This is a genomic window from Limnoraphis robusta BA-68 BA1, from assembly GCF_034932365.1.
GTDB classification, from domain to species: domain Bacteria; phylum Cyanobacteriota; class Cyanobacteriia; order Cyanobacteriales; family Microcoleaceae; genus Capilliphycus; species Capilliphycus robustus.
Map to the genome: position 1 here is coordinate 231015 of NZ_JAYGHR010000061.1, position 25802 is coordinate 256816.

Sequence of the window (25802 nt, forward strand, 5' to 3'; positions counted from 1 at the left end):
TTCTATAAATTAATCAAAAAACGCTTATGAAATTCTTGAATATTATTATTGTTACTGGAATTTTTGAGTTGAGTTTAATTGGGGATTCTATCCTCGTCTTCTCTAAGTCTTTACACCCAACAATAGAAACTTATCCGATAACCAAACAAGAAAGTTCATTGATTCAGGGAGAAAAACTTTCTCTCAACCCAACAACTCAGCAATTACTGCAAACGGGTCAGCAACAATTTCAAACCAGTCAATTTAAAGCGGCTCTCAATACCTACCAACAAGCACTCGCATTATTTCAAAAAACCAATAATAAAAGAGGTGAAGCCGAAACCTTATTCAATATTGGAGTGATTTACCGCGTACTTAGTCAATATTCTCAAGCTACAGAATTTGTTGAACAAGCTTTAGAAATTGCAGAGTCTTTAAATTACCAAAATTTGATAGCTTCTGCGTTGAGCGAACGGGGAGTTATTGCTTATAGTTTGAGTCAATTTCCCGAAGCGTTAAAATTTTATCAGCAAGCCATTGAACTGAGTCAAAAAATTGGAGATCGCCATACAGAAGGACGAACTTTGGATCATATGGGAGTGGTTTATCGAAGACAAGGAAATTATAATCAAGCTTTGTCTTTACATCAACAAGCGTTAGCAATTTTGCAAGAGATTAATCAAAAATCGGCTCAAGCACTTGTTTTGAATAATATTGGCATCGTTTACAGTAGGCAAGGAAACTACCCGAATGCTTTAGAATACAATCAAAAAGCACTGGCTATCAGCCGAGAATTTGGCGATCGCTATATTGAATCTCGAATTCTTCTCAGTTTGGGTGTGGTCTATCAAAATCTTAGCCAATATTCTCAAGCACAAAAGTTGTTTCAAGAAGCTTTAAACATTAAAGAAGAAATTGGCGATCAAATAGGTGTCGGTCAAACTTTGAATAATTTGGGTGGAGTGTATAATAGTTTAGGTGAATATTCTCAAGCTTTAGAAATTTACCAAAAAGCTTTAAGGGTTCGTCGTTCCGTTGGCGATCGCATTGGGGAAGGAATTACTCTGAGTAATATTGGATTAGTTTATCAAAATCGGGGTGAATATTTTCAAGCACAAGATTATTATCAGCAAGCTTTAGCCATCAGTCAAAAAATTGGAGATCGTCCCGGTGAAGCTTCTGCTTTAATGAATCTTGGTGGAGTTGCTTCAGCACAAAGTCAGTACACAGAAGCCGTCAACTTTTATCAACAGTCTTTAAAGATTCGACAGGAGATAGGCGATCGCGCGGGAGAAGGATATACACTTAATAGTATTGGCGCTATTTATTATACGTTGGGTCAGTTCAATGAAGCCCTTAAATTCTATCAACAGGCTTTAACGCTGCGTGAAGAAATAGGCGATATCGCAGGTACAGCACAGGCTTTAAATAATATGGGATTGGTTTATGAAGTTCAAAAACAGTATAACAAAGCCCTTGAATATTATCAACAAGCTTTAAAGATTCGTCGGGAGATTGGAGATCGACCCGGAGAGGGAAATAGCCTGAATAATATTGGATTCATCTACAATATTAACCAACAGTATACTCAAGCTCTTGAGGTCTACCAACAAGCACTAAGAATTCGTCAAACTCTAGGCGATCGCTTTGGAGAAGCAACCACATTAAACAATTTAGGGTTGGCTTATAATAACTTGGGAAATCAGACCGAAGCCTTGGTTGCGTATCAACAAGCACTGGGGATTTTTCAGGAAATTGGTAGTCCCGAAGGGGAACGTTCTACCCTCAGCAGTATGGGGGAAATTTTTGACAAACAAAATAAAGTTGAACTCGCCATTATCTTTTATAAAAAGTCGGTAAATGTCACAGAAGCCATTCGTCAAAATCTTTCGGGACTTTCCACAGAACAGCAGCAATCTTATACCGGAACGGTGGCGGATACCTATCGCCGTTTGGCGGATTTACTCTTACAGCAAAATCGAGTTTTAGAAGCACAGCAAGTTTTAGATTTATTAAAAGTTCAAGAATTAGATGAATACTTAAATAATGTTCGAGGAAACAATCAAACGTCCGAAGGAATTGAACTTCTTCCCCAAGAACAACAAGCCTATCAAGAATATACCCAAATTCAAAATCAAATCGTTCAATTGGGAACAGAACTCAACGAACTGCGGATAATTTCTCCAGAAGAACGTTCACCGGAACAAAATCGGCGCATTGTTGAATTAGAAAATATTCAGCAGCAAGTTCGTCAAGACTTCAATAACTTTATCGAAAATCCAGAAGTTCAAGCCAAGTTACAACAACTTTCACAAACCACCGGAGGTCAGAACTTAGACTTACCCAATCTTAATCGATTACAGCGTCAATTGCGTCAAATTGAACCAACTGCTGTACTTCTTTATCCTCTCATTTTAGAGAACCGAGTTGAACTGATTTTAGTCACGCCTTTTAATCCACCCATTCATCGTTCTGTTACGATTGAACGAAAAGTATTAAATCAAGTCATTGTAGATTTTCGCTTAGATATTGTGCGTCCATCAGTACCTTTAAATCAAGTAAAAATTTCTGCTCAACGCCTTTATAAAATTTTAATTAAACCCCTTGAAGGGGATCTGACTCAAGCCAATGCAAAAACGATTATCTATGCGCCGGATAGTGTATTGCGATATATTCCAATTTCTGCCCTTCACGATGGAAATCAATGGTTAATTGAACGATTTAATATTAATAATATTACGGCCGCTTCTCTGACGGATCTAAGTTCTCAAGACTCTAAAGAATTAAGAGTTTTGGCGGGGGCATTTAGCAGTGGAAATTATCAAGTTCAGGTGGGAAGTCGGCAATTTTCTTTTGATGGACTAACTTATGCGGGGTTAGAAGTTCAAAATATTTCCAAACGAGTTCCCCAAACCACGACATTAATTAATCAAGAATTTAATCGGAATGCGGTGATTCCTTTTCTCAACGATCATACTATCGTACACCTAGCAACTCACGCCGCATTTGTTCCGGGTCAACCTGAAGATTCTTTTATTTTACTTGGAGATGGCGATCGCTTAACGTTACGAGAAATTGAGACGTTAAACTTACCCAATGTGACATTAGTTATTCTGAGTGCTTGTCAAACCGCAGTGGGCGGACAGTTAGGAAATGGAGAAGAAATTTTAGGACTTGGCTATCAGATGCAGCAGGCGGGAGTGTTGGCAACCATTGCGTCATTATGGATAGTTGATGACCAAGGAACGCAGGTGTTTATGGAAGCGTTTTATAATGCTCTATTGTCTGGGAAATATACCAAAGCGGAAGCCTTGAGACAAGCACAAGTAAATTTGAGTCAAAATTTGACTCAGGACAATCGTTTTAGTCATCCTTATTACTGGGCGCCTTTTATTTTAATTGGGAATGGATTATCTACTTTTTGACGGGAGAAGGCTATTGAGACAGGTACTTTACCTTCAATGTAACGGGTTCGGCAACTTGCAGTTAGTCCGCTTTTAGCTATTCGATTAATAGAAGCGATATTGTCTTCCCTCAAAATTAATACTAGATTGATTGATATCAAAAGGCAAAAAAGCGCTTTTATTTTCTCTTCAATCAACAAACCTACCCATGAATCATCAAAACCCCATTACCTTTACGATGTGCAGGCTGGAGAACGGCTGGTATTTCCCGAAATTCCGGTCAGCTTCACGGGGGATTTTCAAGGAATCAATGACTATCAAATGCGGGTCGATGAAGCCATTGCTGAGATTGTAGATGCTTCGGTGTTGACCCAAGCGGAGGGCGAACGGTTTTTTGCCAGCAGCGTTCGGGCTTTTATGGAAGAAATTGACATCCTCCCTCGCCGGAGACGAGGGAGGATGTCAATAACTCTAAGATTTGTTGTTGAACATCATTAAGAAAACAGATTTCCCTCTGTCCATCTCGATGTATATACAAAGTGATGTTTCTAAAAACCCTTAACATCTTTTCTGCGGTAGGACAGTCAGTGGTACGTTTGGGATTGCCCTCATACGCTATATTTTCTGCAATTTTTCAAAAAATCTCAAATTTCCGAAAAAAAAGTAGAGCAACTTCAGAAAACGATATAGAACACAGTTGACACCGCTTGTACACAGACAGCTATTTTCAGGGAGGGATGACTTAAATGTGGTTAGGACAATTTGGGTTCGGAAACAGTTTATTTCGTTATCTCAGTTGGAACAAACCCTAACGCATCAATCTTCATCTTTCTCTGCACTTAAGTTGATTAAAAAAGATACAATATCTGTAAAGTACCATGATTGACACAACCAAACAAAGTAGCCTACTCAATAATCTGGAAGCAGTTTCGAGAAAACGCTATGAAATTGCCCATCATTTAGGTAATCTTGCGGAAATTCTCAGCCAAGCGGAGCGAGAAGGAGAACAAACCTCTGGAAAACTTGCACTAGAGGCTGACATTGAAGACCTCAGTTTGGCGAGTCAAAACTTAAGAAAGGGTGTTTTCAGAATTTTAGTCTTAGGGGATTTAAAACGGGGAAAGAGTACCTTAATTAATGCTCTCATCGGTGAAAAATTATTACCCAGCGATGTTAATCCTTGTACGGCAATCTTAACGATTTTACGTTATGGTATCAATAAAAAAGTAACGGTTTACTTTAAAGGAGATAAACAGCCTGAAGAATTAGAGTTTAAAGATTTTAAGCGACAATATACCATTGATCCGACCGAATCAAAACGGTTTGAAGAAGAACATCATCTGGCATTTCCTGATGTAGATCATGCAGTTATCGAGTATCCTTTACCTCTACTTGAAAAGGGAGTCGAGATTGTTGATAGCCCCGGACTGAATGATACAGAAGCCCGAAATCAACTTTCTTTAAGTTATATCAATAATTGCCACGCGATCCTATTTGTTTTTAGAGCGATTCAACCCTTTACTCTTGAAGAACGTCGTTATCTAGAAAACTATATTAAAGAGCGGGGTTTAACTGTTTTCTTCCTCATCAATGCTTGGGATGAAATTCAAAAAGAAATTTTGGATGCTGATGATACCGAACATTTGGAAAATGCCGAGGAAAAAATTCGTCAGGTTTTTAAAACAAATTTAACAGAATATTGTCAATATAATGGCTACGATCTTTATGATGAACGAGTCTTTGAACTGTCTTCCTTAAATGCACTACGCCAACAAATTAAAAGTTCAGATGCTTCGTTGGAAGGTACTGGTTTTCCAGAATTTACTCAAGCCTTGAATCACTTTTTAACCCAAGAACGAGCGATCGCAGAATTTCGACAAGCTCGCACCCTAGCACGCCAAACCTATAATCATGTCCATGAAGCTGTTGAACGTCGAATTCCCTTACTCGGAGAGGATATTAATGAGTTAAAAAAACGGATTAATTCTGTCGAACCGGAATTTAAAAAATTGGCAGAAATCCGAGATCAATTTCAAAAAGAGATTCAAACAACTCGGAATGATAAATCAAAAAGTATTGCCAATTCTCTGCACACCTATATTATAAGTCTCGGCGATAATTTTGCCAATGATTTTGTCCGCTATCAACCCGACTTAGGGTTTTTAGACTTTCTCAGTCAAGACAAACGTGAACAATTTAATATGGCATTTAAGCAGGCTTTTGAACGATATATTAATGAAAAAATGGCAGCTTGGGAAAAAACGGCTGAAAAAGAAATAAAGGAAGCTTTTTCTCAACTGGCTCAAAGTGCGAGTAATTATGGAGGGATGTATAGTCAGGTGACAAATTTAATTACAGAAAAGCTAACTCAGCAGACGATTAACTCTAAAATTGACCTTGACTATGAAGAAAATTCTCCAAAATGGGCAAGCTGGGCGGTGGGATTTTTCTCTTTAGCATCTGGTAATGTGGCGGGTATAATTCTAGCCGGAGCGGGCTTTGATTGGAAAAATATATTAGTTAACTATTTGGGTGTCATTGGAGTCAGTAGTTTTTTATTACTATTGTCCGGAGGATTATTAGCATCTGTAGGAATATGGGCAATTCCTATATTGGGTTTAGGTGTGGGAGCGGTACAAGTCGAACAAGCTCGAAAAGATTTTATGAAAGTTATTCAGAAAGAGTTTATTAAGTATCTACCTCAAGTTGCCAACGAACAGCAAGAAACAATGTATGAAATAGTCAACAAATGCTTTGATAGCTATGAGGCGGAAATTTTGAAGCAGATTAATAATGATATTGATGCCCGCAAATCTGAGTTAGACAATTTACTGCAACAAAAGGAATCTCAGGAGATTAACCGAGAAAAAGAAGTTGAACGTCTCCATAAGTTAGATAATAGTGCGTTATCGGAAAAGCAAAACATAGAATCAATTTATGAAAATTTACTTTCATCTTCTGTCTGACATGATATGATCAAGTTTAAGATTCACAACAATACTCAAAAAATTTTCTGAGAATTAAGCTATCATGGCTGCTAAAATCGAAGCGACAAAGTTCATTGATAATTTAGACCGGGTTGCCAAGGTTCGTTCAGAGATTGCTGATTATCTCAATCAAATGGTAGCCACCTTAAACCAAGCCGAATCAGAAGGAAAAAATCAATCGGGCCAGTTGGGCTTAGATAGAGATATTCAAGATCTCAATCAAGTCAGCAAAAATTTGCGTCAAGGCTGTTTTCGGCTCTTGGTTCTAGGAGATATGAAACGGGGAAAAAGTACATTTCTAAATGCTTTAATTGGCGAGAATATTCTGCCTAGCGATGTCAATCCTTGTACGGCTTTATTAACCATTTTGCGATATGGTAAAAATCAAGAAGTCACGGTTTATTTTAATGATGGTAAACCGCCGAGAAAAGTAGACTTCAAAAGCTTTAAACGTCTTTACACAATAGATCCTGCTGAAGCAAAAAAGTTAGAAACCGAGAATAAAAAAGCGTTTCCTGACGTTGACTATGCCGTGGTTGAATACCCTTTATCTTTATTAGAAAAAGGAATTGAAATTGTTGATAGTCCGGGCTTAAATGACACGGAGGCTCGCAACGAACTTTCCTTGGGTTACATCAAAAACTGCCACGCAATTTTATTTGTCCTCAGAGCCTCACAACCTTGCACATTAGGAGAACGTCGTTATCTAGAAAATTACATTAAATATCGAGGACTCAGTGTTTTCTTTTTGATTAATGCTTGGGATCAAATTCGAGAGAGTTTAATTGATCCGGATGATCCTGAAGAACTTGAAGAAGCTGAAGAAAGATTACGTCATGTTTTTCGAGCCAATCTTGCAGAATATTGTCAGATTGAAGGCTATGATTGTTACGATGAGAGAGTATTTGAAATTACCGCTTTAAATGCTTTACGTCGTCGGATTAAAAGTCCTGAGCTTTCTCTAGAAGGAACTGGATTTCCAGAATTTATGGGCGCTCTCAATTCATTTCTGACTCAAGAAAGAGCGATTGCAGAATTTCGACAAGCCAAGATTTTAGCTCACCAAACGAGCAAGCATATTCAGGATGCTGTTGAACGTCGTATTCCATTGCTTGAACAAGATGTGGAGGAATTGAAGCAAAGAATTAACTCGGTTGAACCTGAATTTGAAAAACTCAATCAAATTCGAGAACAATTTATTGGTGAAATTTGGAGAGTACGCGATAGTAAAGCTCAAATTATTACCGAGTCATTTCGCAGCTATGTTTTGAACTTAGAAAACTCCTTTGAATCCGACTTTCAACGCTATCAGCCCGATCTTAAATTTATGGATTTATTGAATGCTGGAAAGCGAAAAGCATTTGAAGCCTCTTTCCAAGAAGCATTTGAGAACTATATCAATGATAAAATTGCCGGGTGGAGTATTTCAGCCGAGCGAGAAATGGATACGGGTTTTTCTCAACTTTCTAGACTTGCTGCTCAGTACGGAACTGATTACGCAAAAGTCACCAATAGAATTACAGAAAAACTAACAGGACATAAACCAGTCGCAGGTCGTTTGAGTCAATCTTCTGAACAAGAAGATTCTCCGGCTTGGGCAACTTGGGCAATGGGATTAGTCTCATTAGCTTCGGGTAATTTTGCTGGGGCTGCGCTCGCTGGAGCAGGATTTGATTGGCAAAATATTCTACTTAATTTCGTTGCTGTTGTGGGGATTAGTGGAGTCGTTACGGCAATTTCTGGCATGATACTAGGCCCGATTACTTTACTATTACTGAGCTTTGGCGTGGGAGCATTACAGATAGATAAAGCTCGTCAAAAAATGATTCAAGAGGCTAAGAAAGAGTTTGCCAAACATTTACCTCAAATTGCTCAAGATTATTCACCCCAAATTTCAGAAGTTGTTCAAGAATGTTTTAACGCCTATGAACAAGAAGTCGTCAAGCGAATGAATGATGATATTCAAGCCCGTAAAGCCGAGTTAGAAAATCTCATCCAGCAAAGAGAACAGCAAAAAGTTAATCAGGAGCAAGAATTAAAGCGGTTAACTCACTTTAAAGACCAAGTAACTTCAACCTTTAATAAAATTGAAACAATTTACCAAAATTTTGTCTCCAGTGTTTCTTAAATTCTCAATTTATCCTGTACGGAGTTCAAGAAATAAACCATGAATCAATCAACTGACACCGAGCATTTAACAAACTTGTTAAAAACGGCAGTTGGACTGCTGAAATTAGAATCTAAGTCTCCACTGCTCACCGAAGTTAATTTAGTTTGTGAGTATTTAAAAAATCCAAATTTCCGAATTGCTGTATTTGGGCCTTTTAACTATGGGAAGTCAACTTTACTCAATGCTTTATTAGGAAATCGAGCATTACCTATTGATTTAATCCCAACCACAGGAGCGGCTATTCATGTTCGATATGGTGACGAGTTGAAAACCACAATTACCTTAAAAGATGGTCAAAAAATTACAGATACCGGAACTAAAGTTCTAAAAGAGTTTGCCATTTTAGATCAAAATAGACGAATGCGAGATGATGTTCGTCAGGTAGAAGTTTTTTGTCCTGACTCTTTTCTGAAAACAGGTGTAGAATTGTTAGATTTACCGGGAACCAATGATCGAGAAGCACAGGATGAATTAGTTTATCAGCAACTCGTCACGGCTGATTTAGTCGTTCAGGTTTTAGATGCCCGTCAATTAATGACTTTAAAAGAGCGGGAAAATTTGAGAGATTGGCTAATTGAGCGGGGAATTGAGACGGTTATTTTTGTGGTCAATTTCATTAATTTGTTAGATCATAGCGATCAAAAAGAAGTTCAAAATCGACTTCGATTTGTGGCTGAAAGCTTTCGAGTCAAACTTCCTAATAATATTAGTAATCTTTACCGTGTTGATGCTCTTCCTGCACTGAGAGCCAAGTTAAAAGGAGATACATCGGCTGTACAAACGACTGGGTTAGCAATGTTTGAATCTGCTTTGCAGAGTTTAGTTTCCCTCCAACAAGAGCAAACCATTATTCATGTTCCTCGGGTACAAAAGACTGTAAATCATATCCAAAAAGCGTTAACAGAACAAATAGAAACAATTTCCACTCAACTTGAAGCCACTCAACAAAAACAGCAAGCTAAAGCAGAAATTCAAAACAAAGCGAAAACTTTAATCCAACAAGGATTTCAAAGTAGTTCTTCCGAGTTTCAGAGTTGGTTGTATCTCCCCAAATTATTAGACCGTTATCAGGCAGATATTGTTACAGCACTCAAACAAGGAGAATTCAAAACCTGGGAAACTGAAGTCTTCAAACCGACTGTGCTTAAATATCAAGAGAAAATTCTGGAATGGGTGAACAAAGCTTGTGAATTTTTTGATCGAGAACATCCGGGTGAGTTTGTTATTTGCTATCCAGAAACACCGCAAGTGTCTGTTCCGCCACCATCTCCTCCTCCTCAATTTCCAAACTCATCTGGAAGTGCAACTCCAACAGTGATAGCAACGGGCGTTGGCTGGATGCTGGGTGGGCCTGTTGGTGCTGCTGTAGCGGGAGGAGCTACTCATTTTTTAAGTAAAACCTTGAACTCAGAACAGTCTACAGAAGTAACAACTTCAAATTCAAATCAAGTTCATCAGGTTTATGCTAATTTAGCTCAGGACTATTTGACGAATTTCAGTACAGAAGGCTTTTCTACTCTTCATCAGTACGAAAAAAAGTTTCAAAGCTGGATTCATTTTCCTTCTCTAAAAGAATCATCAGAAAATACTGATTTATATCATCAATTACAGTTATTTAACAAAATTTTTAATGACCTCAATCAAGTTCTGGAGTAGAGTCAGTAAAATATCAAAACCGCTTTTTACCTCCTGTCGCTCCTCTATCTCTGGGAATGGAGTTGATTGAAAATTGAATTCATAGAACTAATTTCAGATTCAATTTCAGCATCCAATCCTTTTAAAAACTGTAACTCTTTTTCCAAATCAAAGTTCGGGATTTTTTCTTGATTAATTAGACACTCTAACTCGGCTTTATAACACTCAATATCATTCTTAATTCTTTGATTAACTTCTTGCTCGAATTCGTCGAAATAGTTTTGAATAACAGAATGAGTTAACTGCCACTGTTCTTGTGCTAAAGAAGGAATATAATTCATTAACTCTTTCTTTAGCACATTGATAATGTCTTGACGAATTTGCTGTACTCTAAGTTCAAAGTCCAGTTCATTAAATCGTTTTGATAAAAAATAAGTAATGGATTTAACTAGGGTTAAATCGGGTAAAAAGTTAATCAAAATTTGATGAATTTTGTGTAGAATATCTAAGTTTAGTCCAATGATTTTTGATCTTTTAAGTTTATAATTCCACTCTATTTTTTCTAATCTATCTGACTGAGTTTGTAAAAAAGAAAATTTATCTTTTTCTAACTCGGAGTCTGAAAATAACAGCCCAATTGCCCAACTCGGCACAGTAATGTTATGATTATCTTTCTGAATTTTTTGATCGGCTAACTTATCTGTTATTCTATTAACAACTTTAACATAATCATCAATGTGATTTTCCAGTTTTCTATATAACTCAAAATGAGCATCTTTTATGTCTTCAGTAATTATTAAACTCCAATCAGATAGTTTATCATTTAGATATTGCTCAAAGATATGTAATATAATTTTTTCTGCCGTTTCTTTATTATTTTTGTTTTTAAAAATATCTCTAAGTTTTATGTCTAGCTGCTCTGTAATATCCATATCAAAAGTTTGAGGTAAACTAGAAAAATACTTCCGATATAAATTTGCGATGCGATCTGTACACTTATCTTTAATTTCTCTAATACTTTTTTGGACTTGTTGACAAATATCATCTAGCCGTTCAAATTCAGGTTTGACCAAACATATGTTTCTTTGACATCGATCAACTTGTTGTACCAGTAGAATACGGCGTTCCACAGTTTGATGAAGATGGGCATATACCTGATCGGCTAGAGTTTTTACTTGTTGCAGTTCTAAAACAGCTTGTTTTTGAGTTAAGTAAGTATTAAGAGCTGTTATAAATTCCGGAAAACCTGTTGCTTCTAAAGTGGCATCTGAAGTCTTTAAACGTTGACGTAAAGCTTTCAGTGAGGAAATTTCAAATACTCGGTCATCATAAATATCCTGTTGCTCCACTGGATAATATTTAAAAAGTTTGGTTTGAAAAGTTAGACGTAATTTTCCTTCGGCTTCATTGATCTGCTCGGGATCATCTGGATTGACGAGACTCTGACGAACTTTATCCCAAGCATTAATTAAAAAGAAAACTGTTCTCCCTCTATTTTTTATGTAATTATCAAGATAACGACATTCTGTTAAAGTACAAGGCTGTAAAGCATCTAGAATAAATAGAACAGCATCGGACTGATGGATATAGTTTAGGGTAATCTCGCTGAGAACTTCGGTCTCATTGATTCCTGGACTGTCAATAATTTCAATTTTCTTTTCAAGTAAGCTTGAAGGGTATTCAAGAACAACACAATCTATATGAGGAAAAGCTAATTCTTGTTGAAATTCAAATTGATGATTTTTTTCATAAGGAACAGTGTAGCGACGCTTAAAAGTCTCAATATTTATTTTTTCTGGTTCCTGACCGTTATTAAAATAAATAGTCGCCTGCCCTTGCTGACCATAGCGTACAACTGTAAATGTCGCCGTGGATAAGTGCATACCAGTTGGCAATAAATTATCTCCAATTAAGGCATTTAAGAATGTAGTTTTGCCTCGATTTTTATCGCCCAAAATTAAAAGTCTAAAAACATCAGATTTTAAATTTTTATTAGCTATATCTAAGTCTTTTATATTCCCCTCAAAGCTCAGTCTTATTGAGTCATTTCTAACTTGGCTTAGTCTGTTAACAATTTTGGTGAGATGATCTGCAATTTCAAAACGAATTTGTATTACCTGATCTAAATCCTGATAAAGTTGATGAAAAGCCGGAATAATTGTTGTAGCTTTTTTATTATGAAAATCTCTCCAATTTAGAGAATTTACAAATGGATTTTGACAAATTACTGGCAACCAACTTATTCCTGGATATTGCTCATTCCAAGCATCTTCTAGTTTTTTCCTGGCTTCCCGAACGGCTGCGTAAAAAGATTTTCCTCCAGAAAATGCTGTCAAAAAGTGCTGTAGAAATTCCTGTGCAACCCGGTCAGGTATTAGTTCGCGCATCACAATACTTTGAGGTAAGTGCAACCGTGCAAGCTGATTCGCCAATCCCAAACCATCACAGGAGTTAAAAATAGCAAGTTGTAAACCTCTTGAAATGGATGCTCGGAGGGAATTTTTGAGTTCATCAATTGTTAATCTATCTTCTGAGTTGATTTCGATCCAACCGAGTTGTTTGTCAGGTAAACTAACACTATGGCCTGCAAAAAAGAAAATATGCCAACCTTGTTCATTCCAGAGTTGTTCTAATAGCTTCTGTTTGGTAGGTTTTTCAAGAAACTCAATAGTTGCTCCGAATGACTTTAATTGTGTAAGTGCTTGACGATCAAACTGGGTATTAATTCCCTCACTGTTACCCAATACTGCCAAGATTCTGACCTGAAATTGATTTTCAGGAAGAGGCTCTCTATTGGGCTTTTGAGCTTCAGTTGGACTTAGGGAAATTTCTGCATTTTGATAATACTGGTTAAACAAATCCCAAGCTGACCAGGGTAATTGTCGTAACTGGATATCGGCGGTTTCAATAATGACTTGAATTTGATCGTTTATGTTTAAATATTGTTGCAAACTATCTCTAATTTTTTGCCATTCTTGTGTTCCCACACCGAGCCACTTATTGAGATTAATTGCTAAATCATCTGCGTAGGAGAAGTTTGTTCTTGGGGAACCTTCGGGAATTATTCGGCATGGCTCCGACTGATTTTGAAAACGGGATGAAGCCATCTGACGATACAAAGATTGCCAACCTTTTAGTGAGTTCTCTAGCTCACAAGGTAACAGTGGCAATAAACCTGTCACTTGACAAATAGACTGACTATTTTCCTGAATTCGCAAAATGACCGGAAATCCAGCTTCATTTGCCTCTAGTAATGTCAAAATGACTCGTTTTTCCATAACAATACTTTCCCCGGATTGACAGACTCAGATAATAATCTAAATCTAGTATTAGAGCGATCAGAAATCAGTCGTGATGTGTGATTGTCTTGCCTTCTGGATTATCACCTCAAGCCGTTCTAATTGCTATAGATTGTTCTTATATAACTTTAACCGCAGTACCCCTCTATTGAGTATACCATGTTATGATTGTTTGAGTATGGTAAAAATGTACAACACTTAAATGAATAACCCACTCGTCTAAAGTTTTGTAACAAAAACTGAGTTTTCCGAAAAAATGATTTCCGAAGGCAGAAACTATATAAAGAGTCCTGAACCAGGTATGAAAACTATCCATGTACCGGAGGATAAAATTCAAAAAAGTAGTGCAAATCAAGTATCTCTGCCATTAACAACATCAATATCTTGGGATTTTTTTTGTGACAAATTTAGTTTCTACCCTAGTTTTTAAATAAAGGAAAGGATCTATGACTTCAACATTACCGTTTGCGATTTCAAAAAAACGTGATCGCATTCAAAACAAGTTTTTGTGTCGTGTTGAAACTGAAGTTGAAAAACGTCTACAACAATCCCTTCACAATCGGATTTACATTGTCCTCGAGAAACAGGAAAACTCGGAACAAGTTCAGTTTCCTTCGGAAATTGATATCAAAACTAGGAAGCAGCTCAGTTCTCGGCTGGCAAAAGACACCCCTATTGAACAGGTGTTTGACCGCTCTGACATCGCCGGACGACTCCTAATTTTGGGGGCGCCCGGTTCGGGAAAAACGACCATGTTATTGAAACTAGCAGAATGGTTGGTAATGCGGGCAAAAGCAAATCCACAGCTTCCAATTCCAATATTATTGAACTTGTCTTCGTGGAAAGACGACAATCAGAGTATAAAACAGTGGATAATCAGCAGCCTCAAATTAAAGTATAATGTTCGTCAAAATATTGCCAAACAGTGGATTGAGCAGGGGGGAATTCTACCCTTACTAGATGGTTTAGATGAGCTAGCAGAAGCAAGACAGGAAAAATGTGTTGAAAAACTTAATCACTTTTTGCATCCCGATACTTGTTTGGGTTCTGTTGTGGTTTGTTCTCGTATTCAAGAATATCAATGCTACACAACGAATTTAGCATTGAATGGTTCAATCACTTTGCAGCCTTTAACCACAGAACAAGTTCAAGATTATGTCTTGAAAACAGAAGGAAAAGCATTATGGAATAATATCAAACTCGGTTCTGGTCTATTGAATTTGATACGGACACCTTTATTTTTAAATATTATTATTTTGTCCCACGAGGAAATTTCCTTTGGGCGATGGCATCAATTTGAATCTTTAGAAGAAAAAAGCAACCATTTATTTGAAGCTTATATTCGACAAATGTTAAAACGTCGATATTCAGGAAAAAAGAAGCCCTACAAAGATGAGGATACGATTCGTTGGTTGGCATGGCTATCCAAACAATTAACTAGAGAGAATCAAACGGATTTTTCAATTAATACAATACAGCCGACTTGGTTAGATTCACCGTTAAAAAGAATCAGTTATGGGATAATTTTTGGAATAATTTATGGCTCAATATTTGGGCTGATTCATGGGCTAGTAGTCGGGTTTAACTCTCAACTATTTGGATTGCTAATAGTTCGATTGATTCAAGGCTCAATGTTTGGGCTAATTTTTGGGCTGATTTACGGGCTGATAGTCGAACTAATTTTTGGACTAATAAGCAAGCTAATTTACGGAGTAATTTTTGGATTAGCGGTCGGGTTAACGGTCGGAGTGATTGTTGGGTCTATTCCCTGGTTGCTAGTAGTCGGATTAATTTTTGGACTGATTGTTGGGCTAGATGAAGAATTAATAGTCAGGCTCAAAAGAGGACTGAATATAGGATTGATGGCTGGGTTAATTTTCGGGCTAATATTTAAGCTGGTTGGAGGATTGATGGTTGGGTTGCTGGTTGGACTGATTTTCGGACTGATTTTTGGACTGATTAACCTTAAATATGAATCTAGAAATACTCAGCGCCAGGGAATTTGGTGCTTTGAACATTTTTCTCTGCGTTTAGTTCTTTACTGGAGTAAAAATATTCCTTGGAACTATTCTAAATTTTTGAATTATGGAACAGAACGCTTGTTCTTGAAGCGGATGGAGAATAGGTATCAATTCATTCACGATTTGTTAAATAAACACTTTTCAAATCAGTATTAAGCACCATAAAATAGATTAAAAATTCATCAAGTGGTGAAAATAGATTACCAATTTAATTGGGATTGTCAACCAATTTATCAATTAGAATTAAAACAGACTTATGGACATCCCGAACAGATTATTGATGTCGAGCAACTTGAGATTTTTGTTTTTTCTTCTCCAAAAACTAGGATTGAATGTTGTCAATGTAATGTGGGAAGATACCGCACGCACACCCGGTTCAGTTTGGGGTGCAAATATCACTCACATGACCCTTCAGGTTCGCCATTTGATGCAACCCCAGCGCAAAGAACTTTTACCCGTTATTCGCTACCCCAATTTTACAGATCGAACGGGCGATGTTCCCTTAGATCTCGTCAAAATTAAAGTCGGCAATGAAAAAGGGGAACAACTGCGGGTCATAACATTGCGAGAATACCTAACTAATTTACAGCAATACATCAGTAATATTGACAGATTATTCGTGTAACCGTGCAGTTTTATAAGGCTACCAGTAACGGTATTGTTGATGATGAAGATATAGAAAATATTCGCCAATGTATTGAAGCGGCTTACAATAGTGCCGATTATATTGGCTCTTTAGTCGTTGGAACATTGGAGAAGGGAGCAAGGATTTTCTTGAGGTTGTTAATCCTTTTGAACCCCATCAACAGCCGAAAGCTCAACAATGAGTTGAAGTTTTCTGTACCATTAATAAAGACGAGTCGGGAGATTAATTCTCCGGCTTTAAACGATTCTTTGAAAGCGAATATGAGTCCAACTATTCTGCTTACGGGTGCATCGGGAAACGTGGGTCGAGAAGTTCTTCGCAGCTTGAAGGATAAACCCGCAACGATCCGCGTTGCCAGTCGTTCTCCGGTGTCACTTGGGGAACAACAAAACCCCAACACTGTTTATCTTGACTTTGAAGATCCAACCACCTATCTTAATGCGATCGCTGGATGCCAGTCCGTGTTTTTGCTTCGTCCCCCTGCTATCAGCAACGTGAAGGCGACTCTCAACCCATTTATTGATACAGCCCGCCAAGCCGGAGTTCAACAAATCGTTTTCCTGTCGGTAGCCGGAGCCGATCGCAATCGGATCATACCCCATTACGCCGTCGAACAACACCTGCAAACTCATCCCGGCAACTGGACAATTCTGCGTCCCGGCTTCTTCGCCCAAAATCTCGGTACCGCATACCGTTCGGATATCAGGAACGATGATCGCCTGTACCTACCTTCGGGTCGGGGACGAGTTGCCTTTGTAGACTTGCGTGATGTCGGACAAGTTGCCGCAGATGCCCTAGTCTCATGGAAAACTCATCAAGGTAAAGCATACACCCTGACAGGCCCTCAAGCATTTTCCTTTGAGGAGGTAGCGGAGTTTTTGACTCAGGTGTTGGGTCGTAAAATTCGTTATGACTCGGCAAGTATCTGGGGTTATGCACGCCATCTTCAACGTCAGAACCTGCCTGGGGCGCAAATTCTTGTTCAAACCCTTCTTCATCTGGGGCTGGGCTTCGGACAAGCAGAAACGGTCGATCCTACACTAGAACAGCTTTTAAGTCGAAAGCCCCTCGACGTGCGAGACTACATTACAGACCACGCCCAGTTATGGCGCAAGGGTTCAACTTGAGCGCTAAAGAATACTAGCTTAAAAACAACCCGATTCTACTTTCTGTTAAATTCCAGCGTTCCCACATAGTCAAACCGACCGTAACGTTCATTATTTGTAAATAACTTAACCTCATAAGTTCCCCTTGATGGTAAAACACAATAAATTGGGGTTTGTTGAGTTGTTTCAGCACAATCAAATGATTCTCCTTTGTCTGAAACCGCTTGAGTCATAATCCAATCTTGTAAACCAAGGTTTAAGAATCTCCCGGAATGGGCGGGAGAGTTGGCAGGAGTTTTCAGGATTTATGGGAGTGTAGAAAAAAAGTGCATAAGTCAATAACTTTCTGAGATAAGTAGTAATACCGCAGTCTGGCTTTAGATTATATTCGCAGTCAGACAAGCCATCAGTTTAGGGTAACAGTTATGGAGCAATTTATTGGTCGGGTTTTAGGTGATCGCTATCGCATTGAATCGGTACTTGGTGGTCAAGTCGGTCGTAGAACTTTTCTGGCGTATGATTTACAAACGGGTTTGTCGGTTGTGGTTAAATTGCTATTATTTAGCCCGGATTTCACTTGGGAATATTTAAAACTATTTGAACGGGAAGCCGAAGTGCTGAAATCTCTGGATCATCCTGCCATTCCTCAATACTTGGATGACTTCGAGGTGGAGATGGAATGGGGAAAGGGGAAAGCATTCGTTCAAACTTATATTGAAGCCCCATCGTTGCTGAAGTGGATAGAATCGGGTCGTACTTTTAGCCAAGTCGATCTTGAAACGATCGCCAAACAGCTATTAGAAATTTTGGATTATTTGCATCGCCGCCAACCCCCGGTTATTCATCGAGATATTAAACCCAGTAATGTTTTATTAGGCGATCGCAGTGGTCATAGCGTTGGGCAAGTTTATCTGATTGATTTGGGTTCGGTTCAGACGGTGGTACATGGCGGCACCCGAACCATTGTGGGTACTTATGGCTATATGCCTCCCGAACAATTTGGTGGACAGACCACATCGGCTTCGGATTTATATGCTTTGGGGGCTACCCTAATTTATCTGGCAACCGGACAACATCCCGATCAATTACCCCAACAGCAGATGCGTATCGGGTTTGAAAATCGAGTTCACCTCAGTCTTAATGTGATAGACTGGCTAAAATCGATGACCGAGCCTAGTGTCGAACTCCGATTTCAATCTGCAAAACAAGCATTAGAAGCTCTAGAAAATACGGACTTCCGAAAAAATCAGTTGTTCGTGACTAAACCGACTGGCAGCAAGGTCATAGTTACAAAGACTGAGGAGATGTTGGAGATTTTCATTCCGCCACGAGGTTTTGATCTGTCTCTCATTTTCCTAATTCCCTTGGCAATTGTATGGAACTCTTTTACCGCGTCCTTATTGTGGGATATGCTTTCCAATTTTAGTTGGACAGGATTGTTTTTTGGTTTAGTGTTTTTCACGTTTTTTTCAATACCTGGTCTTTCGATGATTGCATACATTCCCTTTAGTTTATTCGGAGTCACAACACTTCGGATTACTCCGGCTAAAATTTCTCTAATTTCAAAAATATTTGGAGTTCAATACGGCCAACCCTTTATCGGCCATCGCTCGGATATTACAAAAGTTGAACTCTCCCCGGTTTCCTATCAAAAAGACTCGGATGGAAATCCGGTTAAAGTTCATCCTAAGATTAATATTTGGGTGGGGGTAAAAAAATGGACACTAAATACTATAAACGGTTTAACTCCCCCGGAAATCGATTGGCTTGCTCACGAGTTAAGTGACTGGCTTAATTTACCAATTAGCCGAGGTTAAGAACAACTTCAGGAAGACAAAGGGCGTTAAGTCGTTATTTTCAGTCCCAAGGTGATTCTAAAGCCTACAATCACTACAAACCATTTCCAATTAAAATAAACGATGCCCAATAATAGGGGTGGTCGAGATTATTACGAATATTAGCGGGAAGTTCAATTTCAGAACTGACAAAAACCATTGTACCATCAGGCGATCGCTGACTGACAACGGTTGAGGTATTTTTAGTAATTAAACTCTGTTGGGCGATTTGTAACGCCTCGGTTTTACTGTATCCTTGTTGCAGGGCGTTATAGAAAACATTCATCAAGACTTGAGTCCCACCGTCGCTAACTTTCCACAGCGATGCCAGCACAGCCCTCGCCCCCTGATTTTGGAATTGATAACCGAGTCCGAGAATTTGTTCACCGTTATTATCAAAGCCACCCAACCCCGTTTCACAAGCACTTAAAACCACTAAATCAACATTCGATAATGACCAATTTTCCACATCTCTCAGCGTTGGATTTTCCCCCTCTCCAAACACAATAAAAGATTCCGAAGGGTCGCCCGGAACGAACGCCGCGTGGGTAGCAAAATGCAGCACGTTGTAACCGTTCATTTTGGGTTTCATCGTTTCTAAATTGAAAGCTTTATCTACATAAGCGGTTGTATTGGTCAGGGTATTTTGTAACAATGCTACTTCAATTCCTGCAAAGGGTAAACCCGCAAATTGTACATCCCGTTGACCTATTTTTGCCGAACGTATTAACGACTCATCCGCAAACGCCCCGGCTAATACTCTCGGTTCAGGTTGGGGTTGAGTGGTGATTTCTTCTAGGGAAGCTGCGGTAATATTATTGACCCGAAAACGTTGGGCTAACCACCGTTGACCATCGTGCAATGCCACCAACGGAATATAGCGTAAAACTCCATCCGGGGCGTAAATAATTACCTCAGTATTGGCTGTTTTTAAGTCATCTTCAAGGGGTTCAAACAGCCAGCGATAGAGTTTTTGGGCGGATGCAACTGCATCAATTGTTGGGTCTTGTAAAGCTAAACGAAACCGAACAATTGTCCGATATAATTCTTCACGACTTACCTCAACGGTGCGGCGTAACGGTGGAGAATTGGGTGTTGTGATGATTAATTCCAAGCGATTTTCTAATATTAAAGGATAAAATAAAACTGCATTCAAATCTCCTAATTTATCCCGCAAACGGTCTAATGCGCCCAGAGATAAAGTTTGTTCTTGGGCTTCAAAACTGAGTTGTTCAATTAATGCGCGAACTTCGGAACTTCGAGCAAAGTTATTAAAATCGGCTTTAACTTCTGTTAACAACTGATCCAATTGATTGCGTCGTTGTTCTTCTTCTGGTGTTAAATTTTGCTTCTGTTGAAGTTGTGCTAGTTCTTCCCCTATTTCAATCACGTTCTCTTGCAGTTCGTTGTAACGGGCGAGAATTTCCTGTTCCGGTTGATAAAATTCGATTCCGCCAGCAGTGTTGGCATTTCCCCGAACATTTTTGAGATAATCTTCTAACTCCTGAACTTTCAGTAAATCCAAAACTCGCTGTGCTTCTAACACTCGATTTTCTTTTAACAATAAATCGGCTAACTTTCTATAATTTCCAGCAACAGTTTCTGTATAAGATAATTGTAAATCACGGGATAAGCCTCGAATATCTTGGCGAATGGATTCTGTTACATTAACAGATTGTTTGAGGAAGATAATCGCTAACTTCGGTTGATTTTGTTTTTCTAAAACTCTACCAATATTGTTCAGAGAATTACCTTCCCCATTGCGATCGCCAATTTCTCGAAAAATGGCAAAAGACTGTTGATAGAATTCTATTGCCTGTTGATACTGCCCTAAACGACCGTAGGCACTGCCCAAATTGCCTAGAGATCTAGCTTCCCCATTGAGATCGCCGATTTTTCGTGCGATAGTTAACCACTGCTGATAGAATTCTATTGCCTTTTGGTACTGCCCTAAACTTAGGTAAGTATTGCCCAAATTGCCCAAAGATCTAGCTTCCCCATTGAGATCGCCGATTTCTCGTGCGATAGTCAACCACTGCTGATGGAATTCTATTGCCTTTTGGTACTGCCCTAAACTATCGTAACCAATGCCCAAATTACCTAGAGATCTAGCTTCCCCGTTGCGATCACCAATTTCTCGTGCAATAGTTAAAGACTGCTGATGAAATTCTATTGCCTTTTGGTACTGCCCTAAATCCAAGTAAGCATTGCCCAAACTGCCCAAAGATTTAGCTTCCCCATTGCGATCTCCAATTTCTCGTGCAATGGCTAAAGACTGCTGATAGAATTCTATTGCCTTTTGGTACTGCCCTAAATTATAGTAAGCATTGCCCAAATTGCTCAGAGAATTAGTTTCTCCATTTTGATTACCTATTTCTTGAAAAATAGCTAAAGATTGTTGAAGGAATTCAATTGCTTTGTGATACTGCCCTAAATCCAGGTAAGCCAGACCCAAATTGTTCAGAGGGGAAGCTTTGCCATTGTGATTACCTATTTCTTGAAAAAGGGCTAAAGACTGCTGATAGAATTCTATTGCCTTTTGGTACTGCCCTAAACCCAGGTAAGCATTGCCCAAACTGTCTAGAGAAGCCGCTTCTCCATTACGATCTCCAATTTCTCGTTCAATAGTTAAGGACTGTTGTTGGAATTCTATCGCTTGCTGGTACTCCCCTAAATTACGGTAAACAATGCCCAAATTGCCGAGAGATGATGCTTCCCTTTTGCGATCGCCTATTTCTTGATAAATTTTTAATGCTTGTTGCCAAGACTGCAATGCTTCTCGAAACTGGCTGATATTAAGTTGTTGAATACCCTGCCTAAATAATCGATCTGCTTCTGCTTTTCGTTCATCGGAGGCTTGTGCGATAACAGGCGACTCAGAGAGAACGTTTATTGGTACAATGGGAGCCGATACACCAATCACCACCGCAATGGTTAGAGCTTTTAGATTCAGCATGGGAGTTTCTTGAAGAGATAGTCCTTCACTTTTAATATATGTCTCTAGTTCAAAAATGAGTAACTCCTTCGTATTCAAAAAATAGACGGCTCAAAAAAATACGATGAATTCCAATAAGAGTTTAATTCAGAATTCCCCGAAAAAGCTACCGAAGTTTCCCAAACTGTTCAATCTTAGAGAACTGTTCGCCATCTTAATGCTCGGCGGACTGATTGTATCCTGGGCTTCCAAATCTTGGTCTTTCTCGGAGTTGGTGGAGAGCCGTTAAAAACTTATAAAATCTCCCCAGTAAAGGAGAGATAAAAACCCTCGATTTTGCTTGTGTTCCGCTTCATTCTATCACGCTCAAACTGATTGTTATCAATTCCAACTCAAAAGCTAATTTTTGGGTCAAGTTAAAAATTTTAATTCATCCAAAAATCAATGTTCATGCGATCGCGGGTGCGTGGTGGTTGATTTGCTTTTAAAGCCTGAAAAACCCAGTTTGGACAACCTCAAACAAGCCCGAACCGTTATAGAAGCGCTACAACTCGCAGAAATAAATGACTTCTTTCAAGATGCCTGTACGGAAGCCAGACCCCAAGAAATTGATACCGTAGTTGATACGATAACCGCCCCAACAACAATCATTTATCCTATCATTTTGGACGACCGAATTGAAGTGATTCTCAAACTTCCCGGCGATGATAATTTCTTCCACTATAGACGGGCGGTTAAACGGCAAGAAGTAGAGCAGATTATCAACGAAGGATTGGGCGCCTATTTATCTTCTAATCCCGCTTTAAAAGAAGACGCTTCCGAACAAGAACGGGTCAGAAGCGAGAAGGCTGAAAAGACTTTTCTTGACGACTCCTCCACCCTTTACGACTGGCTCATTCGCCCCGCAGAAGAACAACAAAAGCTATCGGAGGGGACAACTCTGGTGTTCGTGCTGGATGGAGCATTGCGAAGCATTCCGATGGCTGCACTTTACGATTCTAAAGCCGAGAAATACTTGATCGAAAAATATGCGATCGCCCTCGCTCCCGGCTTGCAACTGTTAAGCCCCGAACCCTTTTCAAAAATTAGTTTAAACGCTCTACTGGCGGGGGTGAGTCAGGAACAAACTATCGAATTCCGAGAAGAAAATGAGTCCTTCGATCCGCTTCCCCAAGTCGAGGAGGAATTAAACGATCTCCAGACATTACTTCCCCTGAGCAATTCACCTTTATTCAACGAAAATTTCAGCATATTGAACCTAGAAAATCAGCTTCTTCAAACGGACTTGACCATCCTTCATATTGCCACTCACGGACAGTTCGGATCGAATCTTGATGAAAGCTTTGTTGTGGCTTGGAAAGAGTTGCTAACCGCTCGAAAAATTGACCGCATTTTGCGAGAACAGCGATCGGATCGAGCCATTCCCATTGAATTGCTTACCCTCAGTGCTTGTGAAACCGCAGAAGGAGACGATCAAGCCATACTTGGAATTGCCGGCGTTGCGGTGCGGGCGGGGGTGCGAAGCACAATTGCAACCCTGTGGAAAGTTAACGATCGCTCCACCGCCGAGTTTATGAAACGGCTCTATCAAGAACTGCTTAAAGCCAACGAAACCGGAACCGTTAATAAGGCTAAAGCGCTGCAAACCGTTCAGCTTGAGTTTTTTAAAAACTCTCCCAATGAAAACTGGAAATTGCCCCATTATTGGGCGCCTTTTGTCCTCATCGGAAACTGGTTATAATTGGTGTTTTGCATAAGCATTACCCCGCCCAAAATAGGTAGGGTTAGCCGGGAAAAAAGCCCCGTTGAATTCGGGGGTTATCGGTGAGATATCCATATCGATTCAACGGTTTTGTTGATCGGGAGGTTTTGATCATGGCAGAAATTATTGGAACCCCAGCCAACGATGAACTACTTGGTGATATTGGACCGGACACTTTGTTTGGCTTGGAAGGAGATGATGCGATTTTCGGCTTTGCTGACAATGACTTTCTTTTTGGAAATCAAGGGTCAGATTTGCTGGATGGCGACGAAGGAGACGACACCATTTTTGGAGGTCAAGGGGATGACCAGATTGCTGATATTGGAGGGGGAAACGATCAAATTTTTGGCAATTTGGGGAATGATTTGATCAATGGAATAGAAGGAAATGACCAAGTTTTTGGCGGTCAAGGAGATGATTTGATTACTGGTGGAGCCGGCAATGATTTGGTCTCGGGAGATAAAGGCAATGATATTTTATTTGGAATAGATAATTAAAATACTTCTAATCCCGGACTCGGCGAAATCGATACCTTGACGGGCGGTGAGGGATTCGATTTTTTTTACTTGGGATCTGAACTTTCGTTGTATTATGTGGGATTGGGAAGTGAAGATTTTGCCTTCATTACTGACTTTAATCCAGCAGAAGATATTATTTTTGTCGGCGGAACCGAGCGGGTAACGTTGAGCGATTTGAATTTGGGTCAAGCGGGAACGGGAGCGGGGATTTTTACTCTAAATAATGATGTGATTGCTTTTATTCCCGGTACAAATTCCAGCGAATTAAACTTTAGCTTGCTCTAATAGAAGTCCCAAACATAGCATTTCTCGGACTCGGAAAGTACCGCAAAAAAGATTTACTGTCCTCATCGGCGTGAGAAATGCTAGCGTTGACTCACTGGGGTCGGGTGCATTCCGAAAAGACAATACACCGCAGATTTTTATAAAAATAAAATTAAATATGAGCCGAGCGATCGAACACATCCAGTAAGGTTTTATCATTCATGCAAAATTTGACCCCGATCCGGCTTAGAACTATGAGATTAACTCTTTTAATGCTTTTGGGTACAACGGGTTTTGTAAGTGCAATTTTGCTTTTGCTGAAACTTCCCGTTCAGGCTCAGGTGATACCCGATCGCACCTTGGGGAATGAAAATTCGGTCGTTGTTCCCGATCAAAATATTCGGGGAATTGATAGCGATCGCATTGACGGGGGAGCGGTGAGGGGGTGCAACTTATTTCATAGTTTTCAAGAATTTAACGTAGACGAAGGGCGGGGGGTTTATTTTTCCAACAATTCTGGGGCTTTGAGCGGATAGAATTTTTACGAATCATTTCACACTGCTATATTCGTAGGTCTGGGAGTCATATCAATAAAACCTTCACCGCGAATTCGGTCATCTCCGCTCATTTCTCGGGTGGCACCACCGGAATGACAACTATCCAATACCAGCGTTACTACTAACTCTTTGTTCACCTAAACGATGGGGGAAATAGAAATCGATACCAATTAGGAGAGCGTAGAAGTTAGGAGTTGAATTCGTCATGGCTTTAGATAGATAAGGTTTACACAATTTTTACGGGATAGTTAGTTGGATGCCGAGTTTTTAGGCAGTTTCCTGCACAACTCCCGTTCAATTTCTTGGGCTTCGGCATCATTAGGATTAGGCTTGAGATAATTGTCAATAAAATTGCATCCCTCCTCTAGTAAATAATCAAAATCTAATCGCCACAGTTTCACCGTGTTGTCCTGACTCCCAGTTGCCAGTTGCTTGCTATCGGGGCTGAAACTGACGGCCCTAACCCAGTTGGTATGCCCAGTGAGGGTTTTGATTTCTTTGCCACTGCTGGCATTCCACAGTTTCACCGTCTTGTCACCACTAGCCGTCGCCAGAAGTTTGCCATCGGGGCTGAAACTCACCCCATTAACCGAGTTGGTATGCCCAGTGAGGGTTTTGATTTCTTTGCCAGTGCTGGCATCCCACAGTTTCACCGTGTTGTCACCACTAGCCGTCGCCAGAAGT

The 25802-nt window shown here is 39.5% G+C and carries 16 protein-coding genes; 13 read left to right on the forward strand and 3 right to left on the reverse strand.

All coding sequences use genetic code 11. The features are described from left to right. The first annotated feature begins 26 nt into the window (after positions 1 to 26). The 5 genes from VB836_RS14315 (at position 27) to VB836_RS14335 (ending at position 10196) form a co-directional block, all read left to right on the forward strand. Complete coding sequence (locus tag VB836_RS14315) at positions 27 to 3404, forward strand: CHAT domain-containing protein (protein WP_323220020.1); 3378 nt, start codon at positions 27 to 29, stop codon at positions 3402 to 3404. A 126-nt stretch (positions 3405 to 3530) separates the two neighbouring features. Continuing rightward, a complete protein-coding gene (locus VB836_RS14320) occupies positions 3531 to 3881 on the forward strand; it encodes a hypothetical protein (RefSeq protein WP_323220022.1) in 351 nt (116 codons plus the stop codon). 380 nt (positions 3882 to 4261) lie between these two features. Next, a complete protein-coding gene (locus VB836_RS14325; protein WP_323220023.1) occupies positions 4262 to 6349 on the forward strand; it encodes a dynamin family protein in 2088 nt (695 codons plus the stop codon). A 64-nt stretch (positions 6350 to 6413) separates the two neighbouring features. Next, on the forward strand, positions 6414 to 8498 hold the full coding sequence (locus VB836_RS14330) for a dynamin family protein (RefSeq protein WP_323220025.1): 2085 nt from the start codon (positions 6414 to 6416) through the stop codon (positions 8496 to 8498). A 39-nt stretch (positions 8499 to 8537) separates the two neighbouring features. Continuing rightward, a complete protein-coding gene (locus VB836_RS14335; protein ID WP_323220027.1) occupies positions 8538 to 10196 on the forward strand; it encodes a dynamin family protein in 1659 nt (552 codons plus the stop codon). Between the two features lie 44 nt (positions 10197 to 10240). Here VB836_RS14335 and VB836_RS14340 read toward each other — a convergent pair whose 3' ends face one another. Beyond that, on the reverse strand, positions 10241 to 13453 hold the full coding sequence (locus VB836_RS14340) for a dynamin family protein (protein WP_323220029.1): 3213 nt from the start codon (positions 13451 to 13453) through the stop codon (positions 10241 to 10243). 467 nt (positions 13454 to 13920) lie between these two features. Between VB836_RS14340 and VB836_RS14345 the strand changes: the two genes are divergently transcribed. The 4 genes from VB836_RS14345 to VB836_RS14360 all read left to right on the forward strand — a co-directional run bounded on the left by VB836_RS14345 (position 13921) and on the right by VB836_RS14360 (position 19064). Beyond that, a complete protein-coding gene (locus VB836_RS14345; RefSeq protein WP_046277926.1) occupies positions 13921 to 15651 on the forward strand; it encodes an NACHT domain-containing protein in 1731 nt (576 codons plus the stop codon). 100 nt (positions 15652 to 15751) lie between these two features. Continuing rightward, complete coding sequence (locus tag VB836_RS14350) at positions 15752 to 16120, forward strand: hypothetical protein (RefSeq protein WP_152964890.1); 369 nt, start codon at positions 15752 to 15754, stop codon at positions 16118 to 16120. Between the two features lie 2 nt (positions 16121 to 16122). Then, positions 16123 to 17268: an SDR family oxidoreductase gene (locus VB836_RS14355; RefSeq protein ID WP_235441060.1), complete on the forward strand. Its 1146-nt coding sequence runs from the start codon at positions 16123 to 16125 to the stop codon at positions 17266 to 17268. 404 nt (positions 17269 to 17672) lie between these two features. Continuing rightward, a complete protein-coding gene (locus VB836_RS14360; RefSeq protein WP_323220032.1) occupies positions 17673 to 19064 on the forward strand; it encodes a serine/threonine protein kinase in 1392 nt (463 codons plus the stop codon). Between the two features lie 73 nt (positions 19065 to 19137). On the opposite strand, the gene VB836_RS14365 is transcribed toward VB836_RS14360, so the two are convergent. Then, a complete protein-coding gene (locus VB836_RS14365; protein ID WP_323220034.1) occupies positions 19138 to 22038 on the reverse strand; it encodes a CHAT domain-containing protein in 2901 nt (966 codons plus the stop codon). A gap of 385 nt (positions 22039 to 22423) precedes the next feature. On the opposite strand from VB836_RS14365, the gene VB836_RS14370 reads away from it, so the two are divergent. The 4 genes from VB836_RS14370 (at position 22424) to VB836_RS14385 (ending at position 25097) form a co-directional block, all read left to right on the forward strand. Further along, complete coding sequence (locus VB836_RS14370) at positions 22424 to 23758, forward strand: CHAT domain-containing protein (protein WP_323220036.1); 1335 nt, start codon at positions 22424 to 22426, stop codon at positions 23756 to 23758. Between the two features lie 134 nt (positions 23759 to 23892). Next, on the forward strand, positions 23893 to 24276 hold the full coding sequence (locus VB836_RS14375) for a calcium-binding protein (protein ID WP_323220038.1): 384 nt from the start codon (positions 23893 to 23895) through the stop codon (positions 24274 to 24276). A 69-nt stretch (positions 24277 to 24345) separates the two neighbouring features. After that, positions 24346 to 24582, forward strand: a complete 237-nt coding sequence (locus tag VB836_RS14380; protein WP_152964891.1) for a hypothetical protein — start codon at positions 24346 to 24348, stop codon at positions 24580 to 24582. 233 nt (positions 24583 to 24815) lie between these two features. Continuing rightward, complete coding sequence (locus VB836_RS14385) at positions 24816 to 25097, forward strand: two-partner secretion domain-containing protein (protein WP_323220041.1); 282 nt, start codon at positions 24816 to 24818, stop codon at positions 25095 to 25097. 269 nt (positions 25098 to 25366) lie between these two features. Here VB836_RS14385 and VB836_RS14390 read toward each other — a convergent pair. Then, the coding region (locus tag VB836_RS14390; RefSeq protein WP_323220043.1) for a WD40 repeat domain-containing protein at positions 25367 to 25802 on the reverse strand (436 nt) is incomplete at its 5' end.